Annotated in this window: 14 protein-coding genes, 5 tRNA genes, 3 rRNA genes and 1 riboswitch; of the genes, 5 read left to right on the top strand and 17 right to left on the bottom strand. The window is 41.1% G+C overall.

What is annotated here, in order from left to right:
* Positions 1–45: 45 nt before the first annotated feature.
* From ACDF53_RS01100 to ACDF53_RS01125, 6 genes are all read right to left on the bottom strand, one after another.
* Positions 46–1,200, bottom strand: a complete 1,155-nt coding sequence (locus tag ACDF53_RS01100) for a glycosyltransferase (RefSeq protein ID WP_303931833.1) — start codon at positions 1,198–1,200, stop codon at positions 46–48.
* 82 nt (positions 1,201–1,282) lie between these two features.
* The gene (locus tag ACDF53_RS01105) at positions 1,283–1,582 is read right to left on the bottom strand and encodes an HU family DNA-binding protein (RefSeq protein ID WP_005385694.1); all 300 of its coding nucleotides are present in this window, start codon (positions 1,580–1,582) and stop codon (positions 1,283–1,285) included.
* Positions 1,583–1,633: 51 nt separating this feature from the next.
* Positions 1,634–2,416: a nucleoside triphosphate pyrophosphohydrolase gene (mazG, locus tag ACDF53_RS01110; RefSeq protein ID WP_295868163.1), complete on the bottom strand. Its 783-nt coding sequence runs from the start codon at positions 2,414–2,416 to the stop codon at positions 1,634–1,636.
* Positions 2,400–4,007 (bottom strand): polysaccharide biosynthesis C-terminal domain-containing protein, encoded by a 1,608-nt coding sequence (locus ACDF53_RS01115; RefSeq protein ID WP_370815231.1) that lies wholly within the window; start codon positions 4,005–4,007, stop codon positions 2,400–2,402. Before ACDF53_RS01115 ends, mazG begins: the two co-directional genes overlap by 17 nt.
* The gene (gene mfd, locus ACDF53_RS01120; protein WP_370815232.1) at positions 4,004–7,300 is read right to left on the bottom strand and encodes a transcription-repair coupling factor; all 3,297 of its coding nucleotides are present in this window, start codon (positions 7,298–7,300) and stop codon (positions 4,004–4,006) included. The genes ACDF53_RS01115 and mfd overlap by 4 nt, the downstream gene beginning before the upstream one ends.
* A gap of 106 nt (positions 7,301–7,406) precedes the next feature.
* A tRNA-Leu gene (locus ACDF53_RS01125) sits at positions 7,407–7,491 on the bottom strand.
* Positions 7,492–7,868: 377 nt separating this feature from the next.
* A riboswitch (cobalamin riboswitch) is annotated at positions 7,869–8,041 on the bottom strand.
* Positions 8,042–8,182: 141 nt separating this feature from the next.
* On the opposite strand from ACDF53_RS01125, the gene ACDF53_RS01130 reads away from it, so the two are divergent.
* Positions 8,183–8,458, top strand: a complete 276-nt coding sequence (locus ACDF53_RS01130; RefSeq protein WP_370815233.1) for a helix-turn-helix domain-containing protein — start codon at positions 8,183–8,185, stop codon at positions 8,456–8,458.
* Positions 8,459–8,470: 12 nt separating this feature from the next.
* On the top strand, positions 8,471–8,914 hold the full coding sequence (locus tag ACDF53_RS01135) for a hypothetical protein (protein ID WP_005385689.1): 444 nt from the start codon (positions 8,471–8,473) through the stop codon (positions 8,912–8,914).
* Between the two features lie 141 nt (positions 8,915–9,055).
* On the opposite strand, the gene ACDF53_RS01140 is transcribed toward ACDF53_RS01135, so the two are convergent.
* The 7 genes from ACDF53_RS01140 to ACDF53_RS01170 form a co-directional block, all read right to left on the bottom strand.
* Positions 9,056–9,132: transfer RNA gene (locus tag ACDF53_RS01140), tRNA-Arg, on the bottom strand.
* Between the two features lie 112 nt (positions 9,133–9,244).
* Positions 9,245–9,320: transfer RNA gene (locus ACDF53_RS01145), tRNA-Trp, on the bottom strand.
* A gap of 1,479 nt (positions 9,321–10,799) precedes the next feature.
* Positions 10,800–10,916: ribosomal RNA gene (gene rrf / locus ACDF53_RS01150) — 5S ribosomal RNA — on the bottom strand.
* A 76-nt stretch (positions 10,917–10,992) separates the two neighbouring features.
* Positions 10,993–13,927 (bottom strand): 23S ribosomal RNA (locus ACDF53_RS01155).
* A gap of 396 nt (positions 13,928–14,323) precedes the next feature.
* Positions 14,324–14,399: transfer RNA gene (locus tag ACDF53_RS01160), tRNA-Ala, on the bottom strand.
* A 129-nt stretch (positions 14,400–14,528) separates the two neighbouring features.
* Positions 14,529–14,605: transfer RNA gene (locus ACDF53_RS01165), tRNA-Ile, on the bottom strand.
* A 113-nt stretch (positions 14,606–14,718) separates the two neighbouring features.
* Positions 14,719–16,281, bottom strand: a 16S ribosomal RNA gene (locus ACDF53_RS01170).
* The 16S, 23S and 5S rRNA genes sit together here with 2 tRNA genes alongside, the layout of an rRNA operon.
* 562 nt (positions 16,282–16,843) lie before the next feature.
* On the opposite strand from ACDF53_RS01170, the gene ACDF53_RS01175 reads away from it, so the two are divergent.
* Positions 16,844–17,575: an SIMPL domain-containing protein gene (locus tag ACDF53_RS01175; RefSeq protein WP_370815234.1), complete on the top strand. Its 732-nt coding sequence runs from the start codon at positions 16,844–16,846 to the stop codon at positions 17,573–17,575.
* Here ACDF53_RS01175 and ACDF53_RS01180 read toward each other — a convergent pair.
* Complete coding sequence (locus tag ACDF53_RS01180; RefSeq protein WP_005388035.1) at positions 17,556–18,302, bottom strand: ubiquinone/menaquinone biosynthesis methyltransferase; 747 nt, start codon at positions 18,300–18,302, stop codon at positions 17,556–17,558. The genes ACDF53_RS01175 and ACDF53_RS01180 overlap by 20 nt on opposite strands.
* Positions 18,303–18,645: 343 nt before the next feature.
* Between ACDF53_RS01180 and sstT the strand changes: the two genes are divergently transcribed.
* Together sstT and ACDF53_RS01190 are read left to right on the top strand one after the other, a co-directional pair.
* Positions 18,646–19,866 (top strand): serine/threonine transporter SstT, encoded by a 1,221-nt coding sequence (sstT, locus tag ACDF53_RS01185; protein WP_370815235.1) that lies wholly within the window; start codon positions 18,646–18,648, stop codon positions 19,864–19,866.
* Positions 19,867–20,116: 250 nt separating this feature from the next.
* Positions 20,117–21,634, top strand: coding sequence for an NAD(P)/FAD-dependent oxidoreductase (locus tag ACDF53_RS01190; RefSeq protein ID WP_370815236.1), 1,518 nt, complete (start codon positions 20,117–20,119; stop codon positions 21,632–21,634).
* A gap of 200 nt (positions 21,635–21,834) precedes the next feature.
* Here ACDF53_RS01190 and ACDF53_RS01195 read toward each other — a convergent pair whose 3' ends face one another.
* From ACDF53_RS01195 to ACDF53_RS01205, 3 genes are all read right to left on the bottom strand, one after another.
* Entirely contained in the window at positions 21,835–22,491 is a 657-nt protein-coding gene (locus tag ACDF53_RS01195; RefSeq protein ID WP_370815237.1) for a peptidase, read from the bottom strand.
* A gap of 134 nt (positions 22,492–22,625) precedes the next feature.
* Positions 22,626–23,747, bottom strand: coding sequence for an AI-2E family transporter (locus ACDF53_RS01200; RefSeq protein WP_316120583.1), 1,122 nt, complete (start codon positions 23,745–23,747; stop codon positions 22,626–22,628).
* Positions 23,748–23,938: 191 nt separating this feature from the next.
* Entirely contained in the window at positions 23,939–24,958 is a 1,020-nt protein-coding gene (locus ACDF53_RS01205) for an OmpA family protein (protein WP_227721536.1), read from the bottom strand.
* Between the last annotated feature and the right edge of the window lie 195 nt (positions 24,959–25,153).

Here is a 25,153-nt window from a genome sequence, read left to right on the forward strand (position 1 = left end):
TTATATATCTTTTACAATCACTATGATTATGTAAATACTAGACTATTAACTGATAGATTGCTCTGCTTTCACTAATTCTACCGGCGTCTCAGCATCTAATATGGCTATAAGACTATTTACGATATTAGCCGCACCATCCACATGCCATTCACGAGCGCGCTCAGACATTTGTTGAAGTCTCGGAGAGTTAATAAGAAGTGCGGTCACAACGTCTTCTAAGTTATGAATATCACGAGCCCAACGAGCACAACCTCGTTGTTCTAACAACTCTGCATTAGCCTCTTCTTGCCCTGGAATGGCATTAAAGAATACCATAGGCAAACCAATAGTAACGGCCTCCATACATGTTAACGCACCAGGCTTTGTAACTAGCAAGGAAGACGACTTCATAAGTTCCGAAATATTCGTAGTATATCCGTATACAATGGTCTTAGTTCGCATAGATTCACTAAGGGTAACTAAGGATTCATAAAGAGATGTATTTTGACCAGCTACGACAGTAATTTCATCAATACCGTTTACTTCATCTAAATGTTTTAATGCCGTTTCTAAAGAGCCTAAACCTAGTCCCCCACCCATAACGAGTACTTTTACCGGTTTCTCTAAGCTATATTCTTCAATAGCATCACGGAAGAAGGAGCGCCGCACAGGTATACCTGATACATGGATACGTGATTCATCAATACCCGCTGCTACCATTTCATCTACCATCGATTCAGTAGCTACATAGTATGTATCAATTTGTGGGTATAGCCAAAATTGATGACTACTAAAGTCCGTCATGATAGCCACTAATGGTACATCGATATGTCCTTGGCGTTTTAAGATAGACGCTGCACCACATGGGAATGGATGCGTAAATACCATTACATCTGGCTCTTCTTGTTGTACCAATTTGAGCATGCGGCTTTTCAATAGGTATGATAATGCAGTTTGCATAATCGTACCTCGTTTTTCCCCTTTTGATACGCGGTAAATCATATCATATAGCATCGGGAATACGTCAATCATCTTGATGTATGTGCCCTTGATCAAATGCTCTACAGACATGGTTTCTGTATCAAGAAAGTCCACATGAGTTATCGATGCTTGTGGTTCTTTCTCTTTCCAATATTCTTCTATGGCTCTGGCGGCCTGCATATGTCCCGTCCCAATAGAAGCGGACACGATGAGAACCTTCCGTGATCTTTCGTTATTCATAGTACACCCTTTCTCTGTGCATTATACCATAAATAGACGAAAAAAAGAGACCTCGAAAGGTCTCTTTCCAATCCATTAGGGATTATTTTTTGCGTTTTTTAGCTTTTGCAGCGTTAACTTGTTCTTTCAAACCTTTACCAGCTTTGAATGCAGGGGATTTGGAAGCTGCGATAGTAATAGTTTTACCGTTTTGTGGGTTACGGCCTTCACGAGCTGCGCGTTCACGAACTTCGAATGTACCGAAGCCGATAACTTGTACTTTACCGCCAGCAGCTAATTCTTCAGCAACTGTGTCAAATACAGCTTTTACCGCTTTTTCAGCGTCTTTTTTAGTTAATTCAGTTTTTTGTGCAACACTTGCGATTAATTCTGTTTTGTTCATGACAGAACCTCCTTAAAAATACTATACCTAAGAAGCATGCAAACCTCTAGGCTACTTTTCCTGCACTTTAGCCTCCTCCCAAAAAGCATCCAGCTCAGCTAATGAAAAGTCTTCCCATGAGCGATCGCTTTGGTTAACACAAGCTTCTACATGTAAAAAACGCTGTCGGAACTTTGTGTTTGTGCGATTTAGTGCATTTTCACCGCTTATTTTATACCATCTTAATAGATTAATCAAGGAAAAAAGCACATCTCCCGCTTCTTTTTCCATATTTTCTCTATCTTCTTGGGCAATAGCCTCCTTAAATTCACCCATTTCTTCGGAAACTTTCGCCCAAACCGGATCGAGCTCATCCCAGTCAAAACCTAGCTTCGCAGCCTTTTCTTGTAGTTTGTAAGCCGCCACTAATGCAGGTAAACCTTTGGACACACCATCTAATACAGATTTTTGTATATTTTTCTTTTCTTGTGCCTTTAATTCATCCCAACTGTATGATTTTTCATTATTTTCAGGGTCAAAAACATGGGGATGACGACGAATCATCTTTTCTGTCACATCGTGAATTACATCTTCTAATGTAAATTGACCGGCTTCCTCAGCTAATTGACTGTGAAAGACAACTTGTAATAATACATCACCTAGTTCTTCACGAAGATTTGGCATATCTTTATTATCAATAGCATCTACTACCTCATAGGTTTCTTCGATGAAATATCGACGCAACGACTCATGAGTTTGCTTTTGATCCCAAGGACAACCATTCGGAGCACGCAAAGCTTTTACCACATCTACTAATGGTTGTACCGATACTGGCTTATCAGTATTGTTCTTCATATAGCTTAGCCTCCTCCTTATCTCGGCGAGCTTGTAAGCGCTTGCCTATAACTGGGAAATGATACATATCAGCTTTTACAACGGCCTTTGTTAACCATAGAGATAAACCATACACAAATACCGCCACAATAATAGCTGCTGCTACCGCACCACCATTACCGAACAGTTCTACAGTCGTCACATACACCACCTGTGTAGCACCGCCCATAGCCATGGCAGATACTACAATTTTTAATAGCTCTAATTTATTCAGTACGGAGCCTACATATTTTTTAACAAATATATAGTTTATGAGTGCAGCAATGGCAAAGTTTAAATTCGTTGCCCATGCGGCACCATTAATACCAAGTTCAATAGTACCTGTCAATTGATAGTCCAAGAATGTCTTAGCCAATAGACCGATAAAAATGGCTACCATAGGAATAACAGTTCTACCTAATCCCTGCAAAATGCCTGCTGTAATCTGTTGCCAACCTAAGAATATAATACTCAAGCTAATAACAGCAATAACAGGACCAGCATGAGGCGTTGCGTATATCAATTTAGATATAGGTGTCGCCAATACACAGAGCCCAATGCAGGCCGGTATAGTGAACATATTGGCAATCTTAATGGCTATGCCGGCGCGCTGTACAATACGGTGCACATCACCTTGCGCATGTGCCTCAGATACAGCTGGTACAAGGCTAGCCGCTAAGGATGTAGTCAAAATGATAGGCAAACCTATCAACGATGTAGCCATCCCTGTGAGATAACCAAATTGTGTTGTCGCTTCATTGAGGTAATACCCAATATCCATCAATCGCTTTGGTACGATAAATGTATCGATAAGAGATACCATGGGCAACATAATATTGGCCATTGAAACTGGTATAGCCAAGCTAAATAGTCGTTTGACTACAGAGCTATTGCTTTCACCAATAGCATTTGGATTCTGCTGCGCCAACATTTGCGCCCGTACACGACGCTGACGATAGTAAAAGTAAATCAATACAATCAACCCAGCTAATACACCGGGGAATGTAGCGAACGTTGCACCACCTGCCGCCAAGTGTAGACCTCTATCAATGAAATAATAAGCTAAGCCCACCATAGAGGATACGCGGAAGATTTGTTCAAAGACTTGGCTAGTTCCCGTAGGTACCATGTATTGGAAGCCTTGGAAATAACCTCTGAAACAGCTCAAAATCGTAACGATGAAGATAGCTGGCGATAATAGCTGAATCGCTAAGAGTGCACGAGGATCTGTAATAATATGGGTATCTATGAGCCACTGTGCACTACCGTATAAAGCTATACTAAATACAAGACCTAATAGTGTTAACACCTTTAACGATACGGAAAACACCTGTTGTACGCCCCGCATATCATCATTAGCCAGCTTTTCCGCAATCATAATAGATATAGCAACAGGAATGCCTGCAGCGGAAACACTAACGATAATTTGATAAATCGGATAGGCCATCATATATAGGCCAATCCCTTCACCACCGAGAACGCGTGCAATAAGGACTTTGCTGAAAGCACCAATAACCTTAACGATAATCCCAGCTAAGGTTAAAATCATAGCGCCCTTTAAAAATCGATTCATAGGCCCTCCTTAGACGATGATTTTTGGCTCAAAGCCTTCATCACCGCTTCCGTAATGGTCAAAATAGAACCTTTCATACCATTGAGGCTCACATATAATGTAGCCGGCTTAGTATCTGCAAATTTCATCTTCTTCCAGAGATCTTCCCGTACAGCCCCCATATCCCAGTCGGCCATCTTGGAATCGTCATGCCAATGAATGGTAAGCTGTTGATCTCTACGGACGATACTTTTAATGCCTAGTAAACGCGCTTGTTCTTTAATTTGAGCAATGCGCAACAAACGGTCTACCGGATCTGTCGGAGTACCGAAGCGATCGATGAGTTCATCAGTCATATCATCAAGCTGTTCTTTGGATTTTATATGTAACAAACGTTGATATACGGAGATCTTACGAGCGCTATCCTTGATATACGCATCATCAATAAAGGCATCTACCTCTAAATCGATTGCTGGGTCAATGGATACTTCCCGTTCAACCTCTTTATTTTGAGCCTTCGCAATGGCTTCTTCTAACATACTTACGTACATACCAAAGCCGACGGATGCGATATTGCCATGTTGCTGTGAACCTAAGAGGTTACCAGCACCGCGAATTTCTAAATCGCGCATAGCCAATTTAAAACCAGCACCGAGTTCTGTGAACTCTTCAATAGCTTTTAAGCGCTTTTCGGCAGCCTCTGAAAGCATTTTATCAGGTCGATACATAAAGTAAGCATAGGCCCGTCTACGAGAACGACCTACGCGGCCACGCATTTGATATAGCTGAGATAAGCCTAAGCGGTCCGCATCATAAATGATGATCGTATTGGCATTTGGTATATCTAGACCAGTTTCGATAATACTGGTAGACAATAATACATCATAATGGCCTTCATAGAAATCAGTCATGATTTCCTCAATTTGACGACCTGTCATTTGACCATGAGCAATAGCGTAACGTAAACCAGGCAAGGCCTCTTCTAATAACTCACCCATGTGATTAATGGATGCTACGCGGTTATATACAAAGTAAACCTGCCCACCACGCGCTAATTCGCGCTTGATCGCATCGGCCACGAGGTTCATATCATATTCCACTACATAGGTTTGAACAGGCAAGCGTTCTTCTGGTGGCGTATTGATAACGGACATCTCACGAACACCAACGAGGGACATATGTAATGTCCGAGGAATTGGGGTCGCACTCAAGGTGAGTACATCAATATTGTTGGCCCACTCTTTCCATTTTTCCTTTTGAGCTACCCCGAAACGTTGCTCTTCATCTACAACGAGCATCCCTAAATCTTTGAAGACAACCTTTTTGTTGAGCAAGGAATGTGTGCCGATAAGAACATCAATGGATCCATCTTCAACGCCTTTTAGAACTTGTTTTTTCTCCGCTGTACTGCGGAAACGATTGAGTACATCTACCTTGACACCAAATGGAGCAAATCGGTTCCAGAAGGTTTGGAAATGTTGCTGTGCCAAAACAGTGGTTGGAACAAGTACCGCTACTTGTTTGCCACTCATAACAGCCTTAAATATGGCACGCATGGCCACTTCTGTTTTACCAAACCCTACATCGCCAGCAAGCAAACGGTCCATAGGAACTGGTTTTTCCATGGATTCCTTAATTTCTGCTGTAGCTTGTAATTGGTCTTCCGTTTCCTCATAAGGGAATGCATCTTCAAATTCCTGTTGCCATGGTTGGTCAGGCAAGAATGCAAAGCCTTGCGTTATTTCACGCTGTGCATAGAGCTCTACAAGCTTATCTGCTAAATCATCAATAGATTTCTTTGCCTTTGTAACAACCTTAGCCCAGTCACGGCCACCCATTTTATTGATGCGCGGCACATCACCTTCATTACCAATATACTTTTGTAATTGATCTAAGTTGTTGGCAGGTAAGAATAATTTATCTGATCCTGCATAGTCAATTTCAATATAATCCCGATGAATCCCCTCTGTTTCGATCGTTTTAAGGCCAATATACTTACCAATACCGTGCATACTATGTACAACATAGTCACCAGGCGTTAAATCCGTAAAGTAATTAATTTCTTGGCCTTTTTTAGGCTTGTTGCGTAGCTTCCGCTTTTGTTGTCCGTAAATATTACCTTCTACGACAACTACTAAATGGCTATTTGGTAATTCAAAGCCATCGGTCAATAAGCCTTGTAAGATTACAACCGTATTAGGCTTTGCAATCCACTCCGCACTATGAATAAAAGCAATACCTTCCCCTTCAAGGGCACGTTCAATGCCTTCTCTTCGTTGCTGATTATTTAATACCAATACAACTTGATGGTTTAAGCGATGCCATTGTTTAATTTCATCGGTTAATAAAGGAATTTGACGCTCAAAGCTCGTCATCGTCTTACCTTGAATACCAATTGGGGTAAATCCAGCTAAGCCAATAGAACGTTGTTGCATAAATGTAAAAGCTACTTGATTCGTTGCTTCTACAGTACGTTGCAACTCACTCCAGTCACAATGATTTTTACGATGTGTTGGGTCTTCCTTAAGGAATTTCTTTAATGCTTCCTGAATACGGCCAGGCTCATCGTAAATGAGGGTGCCTTCTTTCACATATGATAATAAGGTGCAATCTGCATCACTTTTACCAAGGAAGAACGGCGTTACCGTATAAGAATCAATTTGTTCAATGGAACGTTGGTTCTCCACAGAGAAGAACCGTAACGTATCAATTTCATCGCCAAAGAACTCTATACGTATGGGATGTTCACTATTAACAGGATATATGTCTAAAATATCCCCGCGCACGGCAAAATGACCACGTTGTTCCACCTGGTCTACACGTTCATATCCAATTGTAACGAGCTGTTCAAGAGCTGTATCCCGTTCAATCGTATCATTCAAAGAGAAATGTAACGACTGTCCTTTTAAATTTTGAGGAGATACCACATACTGTGTAACCTCTTCAGCATTCGCTATGACTACAGCTGGTTCTTGCCATGCAAGCAATGCTAAGGCACGCATTTGTGCCCCTTGGTCCTCAAGGCTACGAGCAATCGTTGTAAAGTCCACATGATCTGTTATAGGAAATGATAGGACTGGAATATTAGGCCAGAAAAAGGCTAAATCTCGTTCCCACATCTCTTTATGGTCCTTATCATGGACTACTATAACTACAGGCTTTGTAAGGCCCGTAGAAAAAGCTTGGTTTAAGAGGAAACTCTTTTGAGATCCACTAAGACCATATATGACTGACTTTCCTTTCCGCTGAAATGCGTTTAGCCCATCCACAAAGGATGGGTTCTGTGAAAGCAGCTGTGTTAATGTATTATCCATACTGCACCATATAGTATTACTATGATTATTTAAATTAATAGTTCTAACCCATTTATTATAACATTTTTGGGCAAAAAAAATAGCACCTCAAAAGGTGCAATAAAGTTGGTGCGGGAGAAGGGACTTGAACCCCCACGCCGTAAGGCGCCAGATCCTAAGTCTGGTGCGTCTGCCAATTCCGCCACTCCCGCGTCTCAACTGAAATAATAATATCATGTATATAATTCATCGTCAATCATTTTTTTAGAATTAACTTAAATTTCATGTATCTCATAAAAAGAGACTGACCCAGAATCCGAACTACTAGAATCCTGGGTCAGCCTCTTTTTTAGGATGATGATGAATAAATGCATGCCCTACATTTACCATAAAATATATTAACAGTCATAACACATGTCATGCTGGTAATACCAAGAAGGTATTATTCACCATGACCATGCCATCGACATTAAGGTCTTTCGAATACAATTTAAATCATCTTTGATAAAATCGTATAGAACTAAAAAATCCTTTTTACGGGTACGTAAAAAGGAGCTACTAACTTCTCCTCCCTATCTCTCGTAGGTCAAATGGTGAATGTTGAATAGGCAGTTCTCCTGACTCGGCGTCATCGCTCATCTAGCCTTCCCAGTTTCCCAGTGACTTAATTTAGACTCGCTCGACCATACAGTGGCGGGACCGTGCTGGCATTTAACCAGCTTCTCTATTATGCTTTTCAGCACCTATTCCCAAATATGATGTTTTCTATGAGTTAATAGTAACACCACTATCGTATTAAGTCAATTTATTTTTGTAATTTTATTAATTCATCTTTTATTCATCTATTGCCATATATGATATTTTTAATTACAATATAAAGGTATCTAAAAATAGGAGGAATCTATGTATATCGGAGATTTCATTAAAGAATATCGCGAAGCTAATGGTGTATCCGTTGAAGACTTTGCCACAAAAGCAGGCTTAACAGTTACAGAAATTGAAGTATTAGAAAAAAACGTACAAGAAGATGGTACTGTAGTACCTGTTGCAATGCGCCAAATCAAAGGTATTGCTGCAGCTATGAATGTGCCAATGCCTGTAGTCATGGCTCAGATTCCTTCTGATCAAGAATTAGTTGTACATGTGGTTGCTGAATCTGATCAGCCACATGCGAAGTAATAAGGAGAATACATGAAGCGTAGTTTATTAATTGCAGCGGCTTTTACAATCTTAGGTATCCTCCCCTCTCAAGCAGTTAATATTGCTGATTTAGAGAATGCCAGAGGTTATGCCTACTTATATCGTATGAATGGCCAAAATTATTACGCAGAACAACGCGTTAAGGTCATCGCAGGAGAAGGTAATAAATTTGAAATTGTAGCCCGTACATATAGCCATCAAGGTGCTCAATATTATATGACAGAGTATATAAACCATTATTACTTTGACCAAGATGCCGATACGATTCAATGGGTTCAAGAACAACGTAATATCATCGATGCCCGTACAGGCAGAGTATTACGTGAAGAAAAACGACCTAAAGCTAAATTAATTACCTTAAAACCAGATACGTATGGTTATATGCAAGCTATCTACTGGAGAGATCTTGCTGTGGCTGCAGGACAGCTAAAATAAGGTAAAACACTTAAGCCATAATCTAATTAGATTTAAAGCATGGAAACTAAAAGACTCTACACAATTATGTGTAGAGTCTTTTTAATAGATAAATGGTTTTACAAAAATAAAAAAGCACCACATTGCTGTGATGCTTTCATTTGGTGACCCAGAAGGGATTCGAACCCCTGGCCTTTTGATTCGTAGTCAAACGCTCTATCCAGCTGAGCTACTGAGTCATGTACTTGGTACTCACTTATATTAACATAATGCTTAGTTCTGTGCAAGCATTTTTTTAATATTTTTTGAGTAATTTTATGGACATGCGGTCCGAAGACCGCAATCCAAATTTGGCAGGGGCAGTAGGACTTGAACCCACAACCAACGGTTTTGGAGACCGCTACTCTACCAATTGAGCTATACCCCTATGTTCATCAAGCTGTGCTTGATACTTGATTAGTTTAACAAAAATTAAGTCCCATGTCAAGAAACAAAGCCCTTTAAAATAATGAAATAATAGTGAATTTAAAAGGAAAAAGAGCCCTTTCTCAAGGGCTCTTATGTCTACCTAACTTTTACCTTTATATATACGGGAGATGGTATATATAATTAGAGAGTTTTGTATATGTATTGTTTTGTTTATACACAGGGAGAGTATTGTTGTGTATTTAAGTGTTGTTTTATGTGTTGTATTGTTTTGTGTTGTGTTGTTTGTATTATTTGTAAAAGGGACAGGTAAAAGTTATTTGCAGTAGACCTCCATTTCCTTAGTTGATCTCAATCAACTATTGCTAGTATAAAGATTATATGTGAAAACATAGTGAAAGTTATATGAGATATAAATGAAACGAGTAAATTTTGGTACATATTCAGGCAACAGTAATGCAGGTATAAACCCAGTATTTATCTATATTTATAGGCTTATATGTGAATTTCAGATAAACCTATGCATGAATAGAATATGTAGTAGATAGTAATTATTAGAATTTAAAATTAAAGTAATATTAATTACATAAAGATGATTAATTAGGAAATTTGATTAAAGAATAACTTGTATAATGATCTATTAAAGAAGTTAAATATAAAGTACTATGTATAGATATAGCAGTAAAAAGAGTAAAATTAGGGCTATATGGTGGATATTCGATCATAGAGGAGTAAATGTCCATTGAATAATATAGTGGTTATTTGAGGATAAATATTAAAAGATAGATGTGAATGAATAATGTATATGTTACATAAATTGGGATGAACTTTACATGTATTTGAAGGGACTTAACTGGTTTAAGGTTAGGTAACATTGGCACGTTGTATCTACATAATGCTATTGATTTACATATATTTGAAGTTACTAAACTTCTTTACTGTTCGATATTATTGGTGCTAAGTACCGCAGTATCGATTAGAGGTAGTTTATTTACATAAATTTGGAGCTACTCAACTGCTTTACGGTTCGGTAACATTGGCACGTTGTGCCGCGTTACCGTATAGATAGAGTTTACCTCCTACCACCAGCCGCGGCTTCCTATCAATCCTCACTGTGGATTTCCCTGCGCTGCTCCGCAATTCGGTACATCTTACGTTCGGAAGCACTCATATGGTTATCTGCGTCGCTTAGCTCTAAGTCCTCTTCGGTGGCCCTACTTGCTTCCTCACTGTGTATTTCCCTTCTCTGCTTCGCAGCTCGGTAAATCTTACGTTCGGAAGAAGGTGATGTGTGGGCCCCATGCGTCGTTTTACTCCTCTGTGGCCTCACACCCTACCCTTCCCAATGCCGTCTTACACGGACACGTACATAGATACAACCTCTACAACCTTGGCTGGAGGCGGCTCTAGTAGGGTTAGCTAGTCGAAGACTAGCAAAAAGAAAAAGGCCTACCTTTAGGTAGACCTTTTTCTTTTCGTTAATCAGCGGCTTCCTATCCTCCCAGGCCGTCTCCAGCCAAGTACTTTCGGCGTTTATGAGCTTAACTACTGTGTTCGAGATGGGAACAGGTGGATCCTCATAGCCATCGCCACTGAATCTGTCAGAGTTTGTACTCTGAAAACCACATAGAAGTTATATATATTTGTTGCACATTTCTGCTTAATGTTTTGTTTAAGTAAAGCCCTCGATCTATTAGTACCAGTCAGCTCCAAACCTCACGGCTCTTCCACACCTGGCCTATCAACCATGTCGTCTACATGGGATCTTACTAGCTTATGCTATGAGAAACCTCATCTCAAGGCTGGTTTCACGCTTAGATGCTTTCAGCGTTTATCCGTCCCGAACGTAGCTACCCAACTGTACCCTTGGCAGGATAATTGGTACACCAGCGGTTCGTCCACTCCGGTCCTCTCGTACTAGGAGCAGCCCCCTTCAAGTTTCTTGCGCCCGCGATGGATAGGGACCGAACTGTCTCACGACGTTCTGAACCCAGCTCACGTACCACTTTAATCGGCGAACAGCCGAACCCTTGGGACCTACTTCAGCCCCAGGATGTGATGAGCCGACATCGAGGTGCCAAACCTCCCCGTCGATATGGACTCTTGGGAGAGATTAGCCTGTTATCCCCAGGGTAGCTTTTATCCGTTGAGCGATGGCCCTTCCACTCGGCACCACCGGATCACTAAGCCCGACTTTCGTCCCTGCTCGACCTGTCCGTCTCGCAGTCAAGCTCCCTTCTGCCTTTACACTCTTCGAGCGATTTCCGTCCGCTCTGAGGGAACCTTTGGGCGCCTCCGTTACTCTTTAGGAGGCGACCGCCCCAGTCAAACTGCCCGCCTAAGACTGTCCGGCCGGTCGTTACTCGGCCCGTTAGAAATCAATTAATGAAAGGGTGGTATCCCAACAACGACTCCTCTAAAACTGGCGTCCTAGATTCTAAGTCTCCCACCTATCCTGTACATTCATTAACTAAGTTCAATCTTAGGTTGCAGTAAAGCTCCATGGGGTCTTTCTGTCCAGTCGCGGGTAACCTGCATCTTCACAGGTACTTCAATTTCACCGGGTCCCTCGTTGAGACAGTGCGCAAGTCGTTACACCTTTCGTGCGGGTCGGAACTTACCCGACAAGGAATTTCGCTACCTTAGGACCGTTATAGTTACGGCCGCCGTTTACTGGGGCTTCAATTCAGAGCTTCGACCGAAGTCTAACCCCTCCTCTTAACCTTCCAGCACCGGGCAGGTGTCAGCACCTATACATCAGCTTTCGCTTTAGCAGGCACCTGTGTTTGTGGTAAACAGTCGCTTGCGCCTCTCTTGTGCCACTCATTCATGCTCCAAGCGTTGCTGCTCTTCACACTACATGAGTCCTCCTTTTCCCGAAGTTACGGAGGCATTTTGCCGAGTTCCTTAACGAGGGTTTTCCCGCGCACCTTAGGATTCTCTCCCCGCCTACCTGTGTCGGTTTTGGTACGGGCGATGTGTCTCTACCTAGAAGCTTTTCTCGACAGTGTAGGATCAATCACTTCGTTACTATCGCTAGTAACTCGTCATCACATCTCAGCTTTTAGAGCTACGGATTTGCCTATAGCTCAACCTACATGCTTAAACACGCACTTCCAATCGCGTGCTGACCTACCTTACTGTGTCACTCCATCGATCAAACGATTCACACCGGTACAGGAATTTCAACCTGTTGTCCATCGCCTACGCTTTTCCGCCTCGGCTTAGGTCCCGACTTACCCTGAGACGACGATCGTTGCTCAGGAACCCTTAGGCTTTCGGTGGAATGGATTCTCACCATTCTTTTCGCTACTCATACCGACATTCTCACTTCTCATCAGTCCACAACTCCTTACGGTACTGCTTCAACCCAATGAGAACGCTCCCCTACCCATATACATTGCTGCATATGACACGACTTCGGTTTTACACTTTAGCCCCGGACATTTTCGGCGCAGAGTCTCTCGACCAGTGAGCTATTACGCACTCTTTAAATGGTGGCTGCTTCTAAGCCAACATCCTGGTTGTTTTGGAAATTCCACATCCTTCGCCACTTAGTGTAACATTTGGGACCTTAGTCGGTGTTCTGGGCTGTTTCCCTCTTGACAATGGACCTTATCATTCACTGTCTGACTCCCGAGTATAAGTATAGCCATTCGTAGTTTGACTAGGTTCGGTAACCGGTATGGCCCCTAGCCCGATCAGTGCTCTACCGCCTATACTCTCAACCTCGAGGCTAGCCCTAAAGCTATTTCGGGGAGAACCAGCTATCTCCGTGTTCGATTGGCATTTCACCCCTATCCACAACTCATCCCAAAGCTTTTCAACGCTCACGAGTTCGGTCCTCCACACAATTTTACCTGTGCTTCAACCTGGCCATGGATAGATCACTACGGTTTCGGGTCTACTATTACTAACTAAACGCCCTGTTCAGACTCGCTTTCGCTGCGGCTCCGTGTTTTCCACTTAACCTCGCTAGCAACAGTAACTCGTCGGTTCATTCTTCAATAGGCACGCCGTCGTCCTGATATATATACAGACTTCGACTGTTTGTAGACATACGGTTTCAGGTTCTCTTTCACTCCCCGCCAGGGGTTCTTTTCACCTTTCCCTCACGGTACTATGCGCTATCGGTCGATATCAGTATTTTGGCTTGGAGGGTGGTCCCCCCTGCTTCCCACAAGGTTTCACGTGTCTCGTGGTACTCTGGATACAGTCCCGTGTATGCAAGGTTTCGATTACAGGGCTTTCACCTTCTGCGGCTGAGCTTTCCAACTCGATTCTTCTACCTCATTTACACTTGATGACTGTCCTCAACCCCGGTGCGGTTGCCCGCTCCGGTTTGGCCTCTTTCCCGTTCGCTCGCCGCTACTAAGAAAATCTCGTTTGATTACTTTTCCTCCGGGTAATTAGATGTTTCAGTTCCCCGGGTGCCCTCCTCATAGTCTAAGCTATGGGTGACAGTGCATAACCACTGCCGGGTTCCCCCATTCGGAAATCTACGGGTCAAAGGTTGCTTGCACCTCTCCGTAGCTTATCGCAGCTTACCACGTCCTTCTTCGGCTGATATCGCCAAGGCATCCACCGTACGCCCTTAAAATCTTTACTTAAAATCTAATATATTTTGCGCTTATCTTCGTCATACTGCGTTCAGCTCGTCTTGCGTATACAAATACGCGGCGACTTCGCTTCACTGGCATTCCTTGATAATCATCAAAATCTATTGATTTGAGATTTTATTGACATGCATTAGATACATTGTCGTTTTTTGTAGCCGTACATTTTCATGTACGTCACCATTAAGTCAGAGAATTATTTCCTATGTGCTCGGGTCAACCTACTTAGAAATTCTAAGAGATGACCTTACAAATATAATAATTATCTTCTATGCAGTTTTCAAAGAACAATAATCTGACATAAATCTTACGATTCATACGTCATATGTTGCTATCATTGATAGCTTTGTTATTTTAGTACATAACAGACTAGCTGTCAAATACTAAATGGTGGAGACGAGGAGATTCGAACTCCTGACCCCCTGCTTGCAAGGCAGGTGCTCTCCCAACTGAGCTACGCCCCCATAATCGGTCAACTTACGTCTCGATAATCCATTCCGAAGAATCCGTTATCTTTTATAAGTATTACCTATTAAATTAGCTCTTAGTGTCTGTACTCTACACAAAGTGTATTTCAAGTTATATGAGCCAACTGGTGGGCCTAGGTGGACTCGAACCACCGACCTCACGCTTATCAGGCGTGCGCTCTAACCAGCTGAGCTATAGGCCCATATCTGTAGATTGAGAGTCTTTTTACAGATCTCTCAAAACCGAACAATGTTAGGTGCCAAAGTGTCGACCTAAGTGACATCCAAGCTCTTGGCTCGGTGTATGTCTCCCTAGAAAGGAGGTGATCCAGCCGCACCTTCCGATACGGCTACCTTGTTACGACTTCACCCCAATCATCGACTTTACCTTAGACGGCTGGCTCCCGAAGGTTACCCCACCGGCTTTGGGCACTTCCGACTTTCGTGGTGTGACGGGCGGTGTGTACAAGGCCCGGGAACGTATTCACCGCAGTATGCTGACCTGCGATTACTAGCGATTCCGACTTCACGTAGGCGAGTTGCAGCCTACGATCCGAACTGAGAGAGTGTTTCTCGGGTTTGCTCCACCTCGCGGTATTGCTTCCGTCTATTAACTCCCATTGTAGTACGTGTGTAGCCCAGGTCATAAGGGGCATGATGATTTGACGTCATCCCCGCCTTCCTCCGCATTGTCTGCGGCAGTCTCTCATGAGTTCCCACCCGAAGTGCTGGCAACATAAGATAGGGGTTGCGCTCGTTGCGGGACTTAACCCAACATCTCACGACACGAGCTGACGACAACCGTGCACCACCTGTTTTCTGGCTTCCGAAGAAGAGGAACTATCTCTAGTTCTGTCCATCAATGTCAAGACCTGGTAAGGTTCTTCGCGTTGCGTCGAATTAAACCACATACTCCACCGCTTGTGCGGGCCCCCGTCAATTCCTTTGAGTTTCAACCTTGCGGTCGTACTCCCCAGGCGGGGTACTTATTGCGTTAACTCCGGCACAGAAGGGGTCGATACCTCCTACACCTAGTACCCATCGTTTACGGCCAGGACTACCGGGGTATCTAATCCCGTTCGCTCCCCTGGCTTTCGCGCCTCAGCGTCAGTTTTCGTCCAGAAAGTCGCCTTCGCCACTGGTGTTCTTCCTAATATCTACGCATTTCACCGCTACACTAGGAATTCCACTTTCCTCTCCGATACTCTAGATTGGCAGTTTCCATCCCATCACGGGGTTAAGCCCCGAACTTTTAAGACAGACTGACCAATCCGCCTGCGCGCGCTTTACGCCCAATAATTCCGGACAACGCTTGCCACCTACGTATTACCGCGGCTGCTGGCACGTAGTTAGCCGTGGCTTTCTATTCCGGTACCGTCAATCCTCCTAACTATTCGCAAGAAGGCCTTTCGTCCCGATTAACAGAGCTTTACAACCCGAAGGCCGTCATCACTCACGCGGCGTTGCTCCGTCAGACTTTCGTCCATTGCGGAAGATTCCCCACTGCTGCCTCCCGTAGGAGTCTGGGCCGTGTCTCAGTCCCAATGTGGCCGTTCATCCTCTCAGACCGGCTACTGATCATCGCCTTGGTGGGCCGTTACCCCTCCAACTAGCTAATCAGACGCAATCCCCTCCTTCAGTGATAGCTTATAAATAGAGGCCACCTTTCATCCATCCTCGATGCCGAGATTGGATCGTATGCGGTATTAGCAGTCGTTTCCAACTGTTGTCCCCCTCTGAAGGGCAGGTTGATTACGCGTTACTCACCCGTTCGCCACTAAGATTGATAGAAGCAAGCTTCCATCGCTCTTCGTTCGACTTGCATGTGTTAAGCACGCCGCCAGCGTTCGTCCTGAGCCAGGATCAAACTCTCCAAGATATCTTGAAGCTATTTGAATAGCTCATTATTTGTTGTCGTTACATTTAAGTAACTTTGAATTATGGTTGGTTTTGACTTTGTCAAAACCCGCACTCTGGCATATGTTCAATCATATGATTGATTACCTATCATTGTTCAGTTTTCAAAGATCTGTTATCAGTTTCATGCTTCAGTGAAGCGCCATCTGACGACTTGATTATAATAACATGTGAACATTTTCATGTCAACACATTTTATAATCTTTTTTGAAGTTCTTTTGAACCTCTAAGTGCATTACTACACTCATTAAGAAACAGTCGCTCGAACGACTGTATGCATATTATAGTATAACCAAAATATAATGGCAACCCCTAATTCTCAATTTCACACAACTTTCATTACAGCTTCATTTTACATTCCAAAATCAAAAGATTGATTTTATACAACCAATTATGTATAATGTAGCTGTAATATAGACTTTTCCGCTTATTCACTTCTATATTCTGATGTGATTCTATATTACGAAGTAGTTCTATATTATAGTATTTATAAATAATACTATAATAGTGTAAGGAGATTGAGTATGAAATTATCCAAACGTTTATTATCTAAAACAGTTGCTATTGTTGCTGTATGTGCAACTATGGCTACTGCAGCTTTTGCTGCACCACAAGGTACTTTTGATTCTTCTGAAATTCAAATTACAGGACAAGCCTCTCGTTCAGTAGCACCTAACTATGCGATCTTAACACTTGGTATTACTAGCGAAAACACAAACATCAATGCTGCAAAATCTAACAATGATCGCATTATGAGTGATTTAATCAGTAAGTTAGGTCAATTAGGTATCGATAAAAAAGATATTTATACCTCTAATATTTCTATTAACCCTACTAGTGATTACCAAGAAGGCAAACGAATCAATACAGGTTATAATGTGTCTAATCGTGTAACTGTAAAAATCAATAATCTTGATAATGTAGGAAAAGCCGTTGATGCTGCTGTTAGCGCTGGGGCTAATGATATCAACAACCTTTCTTTCCAAAATGATGTATCTCAACAACTATCTGATTCATTAACTACAGAAGCAATTCAAGACGGTCGTCATAAAGCTGAGGTTATCGCTGCAGCCCTTGGCCGTACATTAGGACCTGTAAAAACAGTTTCTATCAGTACACCTCAAACAAGCTCTATGGACTCTGGTTACTATCGTAACGCCGTAATGTTAAAAGCGTCTCTCGAAACTGCTACTCCTGTTGAAAAAGGATCATTAGTAGTTTCTCAAGACGCTAATATTACTTATTATTTACAATAGAATTTTCTGGTACCACACCTTCGTGGACCGCTACAATGCCGCCTGTCAATTCATGATAGGTGGCATTTTCATATCCTAAAGATTTCCAGATTTCAAGAATCTCGCTTTGATGAGGATATCTGCGTAAGGATTCTGGCAACCATGCATAAGAGGAATTATCCTTACTTAACTTACCTATAATAGGTAATATATAGGAGAAGTAGAAATTATATAACTGTTTAAAACCAAACATGCTTGGCTTTGCGAGTTCTAACACAACTACTTTTCCACCTGGCTTTACAACACGTTGCATTTCAGATAACACTTGTTTAATATCTGGCACATTACGCATTGCAAATCCGCTCATAGCAGCATCAAATGTGTTATCTGCATATGGTAATGCCATCGCATCACCTTGAACAAGATTAACTTGATCTATTAAACCAGCATCTTCAATGCGTACACGACCTTGATCAAGCATCTCACTATTAAAGTCCAAAGCCTCTACTTTTAATGTTGGTTCTTGACGTAACGCTTCCTTTGTAAACACACAGGTACCACATGCTACATCAAGCACACGTTGGTGAGGACCAATATTCATTGCTTTTACAGAGAATTTGCGCCAAAAATAATCTTGTCCAAAGCTTAAGACTGTATTCATTAAATCATAGTTTTTTGCAATATTAGAAAAAACACCTTGTACAAATTGCTCTTTATCGGCATACGTTTTAAATTCTTTAGTATTCATTATGGTCCTTTCACTAATCAAGAACTATATTCAAACTCTTTACTCGCATAGTATATCATACTATGCCCCCTATCAAAAGAATCCTATTATATATACTATATATAGTAATTATGTAATAAGCACATATTTAGTTAAAACCATATATTCACTACTGTTAAAATTAGTATATTACAAAATAAACATCGTTATCAATCACAGTAGATCTAATTTAACTATATATAAATGACTATGATATTATCTATTGCCACCATCCTGTGTTCGTTGTATAATGACATATGTCCATGACGAAAAGATATCTTTTCCATGGTCTTTTATTAGTTTTTATTAAGTATTGGAGTGTACTATGAATCGATTTGTAAAAACAATCAATAGAGTCAGTCTAATCCAACAAATTATCATAGGTTTGATTATTGGTATTTTGACAGCTCTATACGTGCCAGATGTGGCAAATGAACTTGCTTTATTAGGCGTTCTCTTTGTTGGTGCTTTAAAAGGGATTGCACCAATCCTCGTATTCTTTCTTGTAATTGCAGCCATCAGTAAACACCGTTCTGGCCAAAAAACAGGGATGGGCTCTGTAATCACATTATATTTATTAGGTACATTCCTTTCTGCAGCACTTGCTGTAGTCGTAAGTTTTATGTTCCCTACTACATTACACCTTGCAGCTAGTGCAGCCGATGCAGCTCCACCACAAGGTATCGTAGAGGTAATGAAAACACTTTTAAAAAATATTGTTGATAACCCTGTGAAAGCCTTAATGACCGCTAACTATATCGGCATTTTAGGTTGGGCACTTATCATTGGCGGTGCTTTACGCCATGCCCCAATGAATACTAAGGAAGTAATGGAGTCTATCGCTCAAGCTATTACAACTGTAGTAGGTTGGATTATCCGCTTTGCTCCTCTAGGTATTATGGGTCTCGTAGCTGACTCTATCGCTACTAATGGTATTGAAGCTTTAATCGGCTACTTCCAATTACTCGTATTACTACTTGGTTCTATGATTTTCGTAGCATTAGTAGTAAATCCACTTCTATCTTTTGTATACCTTCGTCGCAATCCATATCCATTGGTATTTAAATGTTTGCGTGAATCTGCTATCTATGCGTTCTTTACTCGTAGCTCTGCAGCAAACATTCCTGTTAACCTTGATTTAGCAAAACGTTTAAAACTTAACCCTGATATGTATTCCGTATCCATTCCATTGGGTGCTACTATCAACATGGGTGGTGCAGCGATCACAATTACAATCATGACATTAGCTGCTGCACATACACTTGGTATCGTTGTAGATGTCCCTACAGCAATCCTTTTATCTATCATTGCTACAATCGGTGCTTGTGGCGCTTCTGGCGTTGCTGGTGGGTCCCTACTTCTAATTCCTCTAGCTTGTTCTCTATTCGGTATCTCCAATGATATTGCAATGCAAGTTGTAGGTGTAGGTTTCATCATCGGTGTTTTACAAGACTCCACTGAAACAGCACTTAACTCCAGTACAGATATTCTCTTCACAGCTACTGCAGATTATGCAAAACGTGGCTATCACGAAAACTGGGATTAACACCTATAGGCGGTCCTTCGGGACCGTCTTTTTTTGTGTTCAATAGATAAAAAATCAGCCTTACTATACTACTTTCAGTACTACTCAGTGTATAATATAAAGAACATGCTCTAACAAACAATATAGATATTTATATTAATCATAATTGTTTATATTGAACACAATCATCTATATTGATTTTCTTCAATATAATGTTATAATAGAGTTAATGATAATAACTATTAATAGATATAAATAGAAAGGAATCAACATGAAACAATACGATATTATTGTAGTTGGCACAGGTGGTGCAACCATCGTAGCTGATGCTGCTATCAAAGCGGGTAAAAAAGTAGCTATCATAGAAAAAGGTAAATTTGGTGGCACCTGCTTAACTCGCGGTTGTATTCCTACAAAGGTTATGGTTACAGCAGCTAATGCGATCCAAGAAGTAGAAGAATTCAAAAAAATCGGTATTAATGTTAGCGATGCTACAATGGACTGGGACACTGTTTCTAAACGTACATGGTTTAAGATTGACGAATCCGCAGGCATCTACGATTATTACAACGCTTTCGATAACGTAGACGTATATCGCGGCGCAGCTAGCTTTGTATCCGATAAGGTTATGAATATCCATCTTAACGATGGTTCTGGTACTGTAGAAATTACGGCCCCTACTATTGTTCTTGGCACGGGCGGTTATAGTAATATTCCGAATGTACCAGGTCTTCAAGAGGCGGGCTACCTTTCTAGTGAAAGCCTCTTTGGCGATAAATTCCCTAAACAACCGTATAAATCCCTTGCAGTACTCGGTGCTGGCCCTATCGGTGTAGAATTCGGTCACGTTTTTGATGCTGCTGGTACTGAAGTTACCATCATCCAACATAATGTACGTCTTGTACCTAAGGAAGACGAAGAGATGTCTGAACATCTTCTCCAAAACTATCGTGCTCGTGGCATCAATGTTATATTGAACCAAGACACTGTTGAAATCCGTCAAGAAGATGGCCTCAAGGTAGTAGTCACAAAAGATCGTACTACAGGTGAAATTACAGAAACAAAGGTTGAAGAAATTCTCGTAGCTGCCGGCATCCGTCCTGCTGTTGAAGAATTACACCTCGAAAATACAGGTATTGAAACATTACCAAAAGGCTGGATCAAAACAAATGAATTCCTTGAAACATCTGTAGATGGTATCTATGCATTAGGTGATGTAAACGGCGAGCCCGCATTCCGTCATCGCGCAAACTATGAAGCAGATATTATCGCCCATAATCTATATTTTGCCAAAAACGAAGAAGATTTCCGTTGGGCACGCTATGATACATTGCCAAAGGTTACCTTCTCCTACCCTGAAATCGGTAGCGTAGGTCTTACTGAAGCAGAAGCTATTAAAGCTGGTTACAATGTAGGCGTAGGTAAAAACTACTACTCCTCCACAGCTAAAGGCTATGCAATGGGTATTAATCCTGGTGATGTAAATGATGGCTTTGTAAAAATCGTAGTCGACAAAGATACAAATCATATCCTTGGTATGCACGTAACAGGCCCCCAAGCCTCTATCTTATTCCAACCTTACGTAAACCTTATGAATAGCGGTGTAACACCATTGACAGCTATCAATGAAGAAATCGCTTCTGAACGTACAAAACGATTACGTGAAAAAGGTATTACTCGTGATATGGATCCTAAATCCGTTATCACTGTAGGTGAAACTATGAGTCCACACCCTTCTCTTGTAGAGGTAATTATGTGGACACAAGTATACTACGAACACCGCTGGTAATACTAACTACATAATAACTACGTAATAACAATGTAATAACGACAAAAAGGACTGTGTATAAACACAGTCCTTTTATCATGTCGAATATAGGAAAAGCACAATACCTATATAGATACTCGTTCATTATATATAGCTATAATATAAATAATAAAGAGCTGAAGATTTTATCTTCAGCTCTTTTTAGATTGTCTATAAATAGATTAACGACCCATATCAATTGTATTATCCCAAATAATATTTGTTCTGCGACCATCGAAGCCTTGATCTGGTTCAGGAGGTAATTTACTAGATTTAGTTTGACCTACATAAGCACCTGTTTCAGCATCTACAGTAACTACAGTCTTTTTGCCGTCTTGATGCATTGTCATATAGTATAGAATCTTACCTTCATGAGCTTCGATTTTCCAACCTTTTACAACTGCATCAGCACCAAGTTGTTGTTTTGCAACGCGCTCAGCTTGAGACGCTTCAATGACTTTATCTTTATTGAAGATTTCACCGATAACTTTTTTGGGTTTGCCGCCTTCTTCCATATCGGAAGTATTACCAGTGATTACGTCGATTTTCATTTTGTATTGACGATATTTACTATAGCCTACTACTTTGTAACCATAATTCAAATCATTAGAGTTAAGCTCTACAGAATGAAGTGCTGCATTAGGATAACGATTTTGGAAAATAGTACCAATTTTACTCATAGTCATAACCATGGATTCGCCTGGTGCACGTTGTACAGAAATATCAGTACTTGTTTCTGGTTTTGTTTTACGCGCATCAGCTACACTTGGTGTAGCAACGGACAATACGCCAACCGCCAATACACCTGTTAATGCCATAGAAATTAACTTTTTATTCATTACATATCCTCCTACTATATACAATGCTTTCACCAATAGTAAAAGTCATCCGTATACTAGAATTACTATAAGTTCGTGCTATATACAACAGCACACAAAACATACATAAATAGATATATTATTTAGACAATATACTATAAACCTTCATTTGATGCAAGTCGATCGTCTACATCAGTCATGAGCAATTTGTAGCATGTAGCCACTAAAGGTACGCCAATCAACATGCCAGTAACGCCCATTAAACTACCGCCAACGATAACTGCTGCAAACACCCACAAACCAGGTAAGCCAACGGAATTACCTACAATCTTAGGATAAATAAAGTTACTTTCAATTTGATGAAGCACTTCTAAGATAATCACATAGATCAACGCATCCATAGGGCTTACAGTGAGTAAGATAACTGCACCTATCACGCCACCCACATAAATGCCTAGCAATGGAATTAATGCAGTAAGGCCGATAACACAAGCAATTGTAGTGGCATATTCAATATTGAATGCCCATAATGAAATACCAACCATAATACCTAAAATCAAGGCATCTATGAACTGGCCTACAAAGAAGTTACTGAACGTTTGAACAGCAACACGTGTGACATAACTAACACGGTTAACCCACTCATCAGATGCATAGGCTCTTAAAATACGTTTGCCTTGCATCATAAGGCGCTCTTTATCGAGCAACATATAGATGGCAAAAATCAAACCAAGTCCTATATTTAAAGTCCAAGATAAGGCTGTTCCCATCGCATTCACAAGGTATGTACCACCCTTTGTGCCCCACTCGCGCGTATACTTCACAACACTTTCACCACTCAAGGTATCCATAAGTGTTTGATTGGATGCCATCGGAATAGTTGATGTAAGGTGTTGCATCCAAGATTGGAAGTCTGTATACAACTGCGGTGAAGAAGCCACGATGATCGACATGGAGTGAATCAATTGTGGAATCGCCATGCGAGCAATAAAATAAACGATAGCACTGATTGTGACAAAGGATAAAATGAGGCTTAAAGGTCGTCTAATTTTATTTTTCCAACCTGTTTTACTCTTGGGCCACAGCCAGCGTTCATAACGCACCACTAGAATATCTAGCACAAATGCGATACAAGCACCTACTATAAGCGGAACAAAAGCTGTAACGACGGCATCAATAGCATTAGCAATATCGCTGATACGCAGTGCCATCATAATCATAACACCCGCCAATATTATGGCCCCTATGAGCGGTTTATAATACTTAAATCTTTTCATATATAACCTACTTTACTATACTCACAACGCATACATTACCAAAACTTAATGAACATTGTATGACCTACGATCGTATGCAAGCTTAGTATAACACAAAAGTCCACCTTATCACATGCTCGGTCCCCCGATGAACACGAGAGCATGATAGAAGGTGGACTATATTGTATGTCTAATCTAAATTAGATTGAAGATTAGCGATGAATGTAAACGTCTACACGACGGTTTTCAGCTTTACCTGCTGCAGTGGAGTTAGTTGCAACTGGTTTAGTGTCGCCATTAGCAATACCGATTAAACGATCAGCAGATACGCCGTTGTTTACTAAGTATTGAGCTACATATTGTACGCGGCGTTCAGACAAGCCAACGTTGTATTGAGGAGTTGCGTCAGTATCAGCATTACCCAACAATTTAACTTGGTCTTGAGAGTATTGGTTAGCAGCATTTACAGCAGCTGTTAAGTTTGGATATTGGTCTGCACGAGCTACATCTTGGTCGGAATCGAAGTAGATGGATTCTACATAGTAATCCAATTTAGGAGTTTTGTATACAGGAGCTTCTACTACAGGAGTTGGAGTGTATACAGGAGCCGGAGCTGGAGTGTATACAGGAGCTTCGGATTTTTGACCACCGAAACGGTAGGACAAGCCAACTACTGGACCTTGGAAAGAGATATTTTTGTCTTCAGTTGCTTGAGTGTTGATATAACGGTAACCAGCATTGATATCTAAGTTTTCTCTTACTTTATAGCCTAAGCCAGCCTCTAAAACTGTAGTTTTCTTAGTACCTAAACCAGCTTTACCATAAACTTCTACTTTAGAGCCAAGGTTAGCTTTACCAATCACACCTGCTTGCGCAATGTTGTTAGTACCACCAGCATCATGATTATGAATACGAGCATAACCACCATATACTGCAACATTTTTGTTCAAAGAACGAACTAAGTTCAATTCATGCATATCAGTATCATGATGTTTAGAATTCAAGCCATGGTAACCATATTGAATGCCAGTTTTGTTAGACCAACCATAAGTCAAACCACCATCGAAGTTCCATTTGTGAGCATCTTTGCCACTATCCATTTTTGCTTCAACACTAGCTGCACCAAGATCAACTTGGAATTCACCTTTGTTAAATTGAGTTTGTGGAGTTGCGCCAGCTACGGATACGCCTACAGCAGCAACTGCCAATAAAGCTAATAATTTTTTGTTCATTATAATTCCCTCCAATAACAGCCTAAACAATACACAGGCCTTTGGCAATAATATATTTTCATTTTACATAATTTTTCGATAAATTTCAATATTTTTATGAATTTATTATGAAAAATTCGAATTTTATCTATATGCGGATGTTATATGTTTTATATTCAAAAAAGAAAACGCCTACACTCGTAGGCGTTATATTTA

It is taken from the genome of Veillonella sp., assembly GCF_041333735.1.
Classification (GTDB): domain Bacteria; phylum Bacillota; class Negativicutes; order Veillonellales; family Veillonellaceae; genus Veillonella.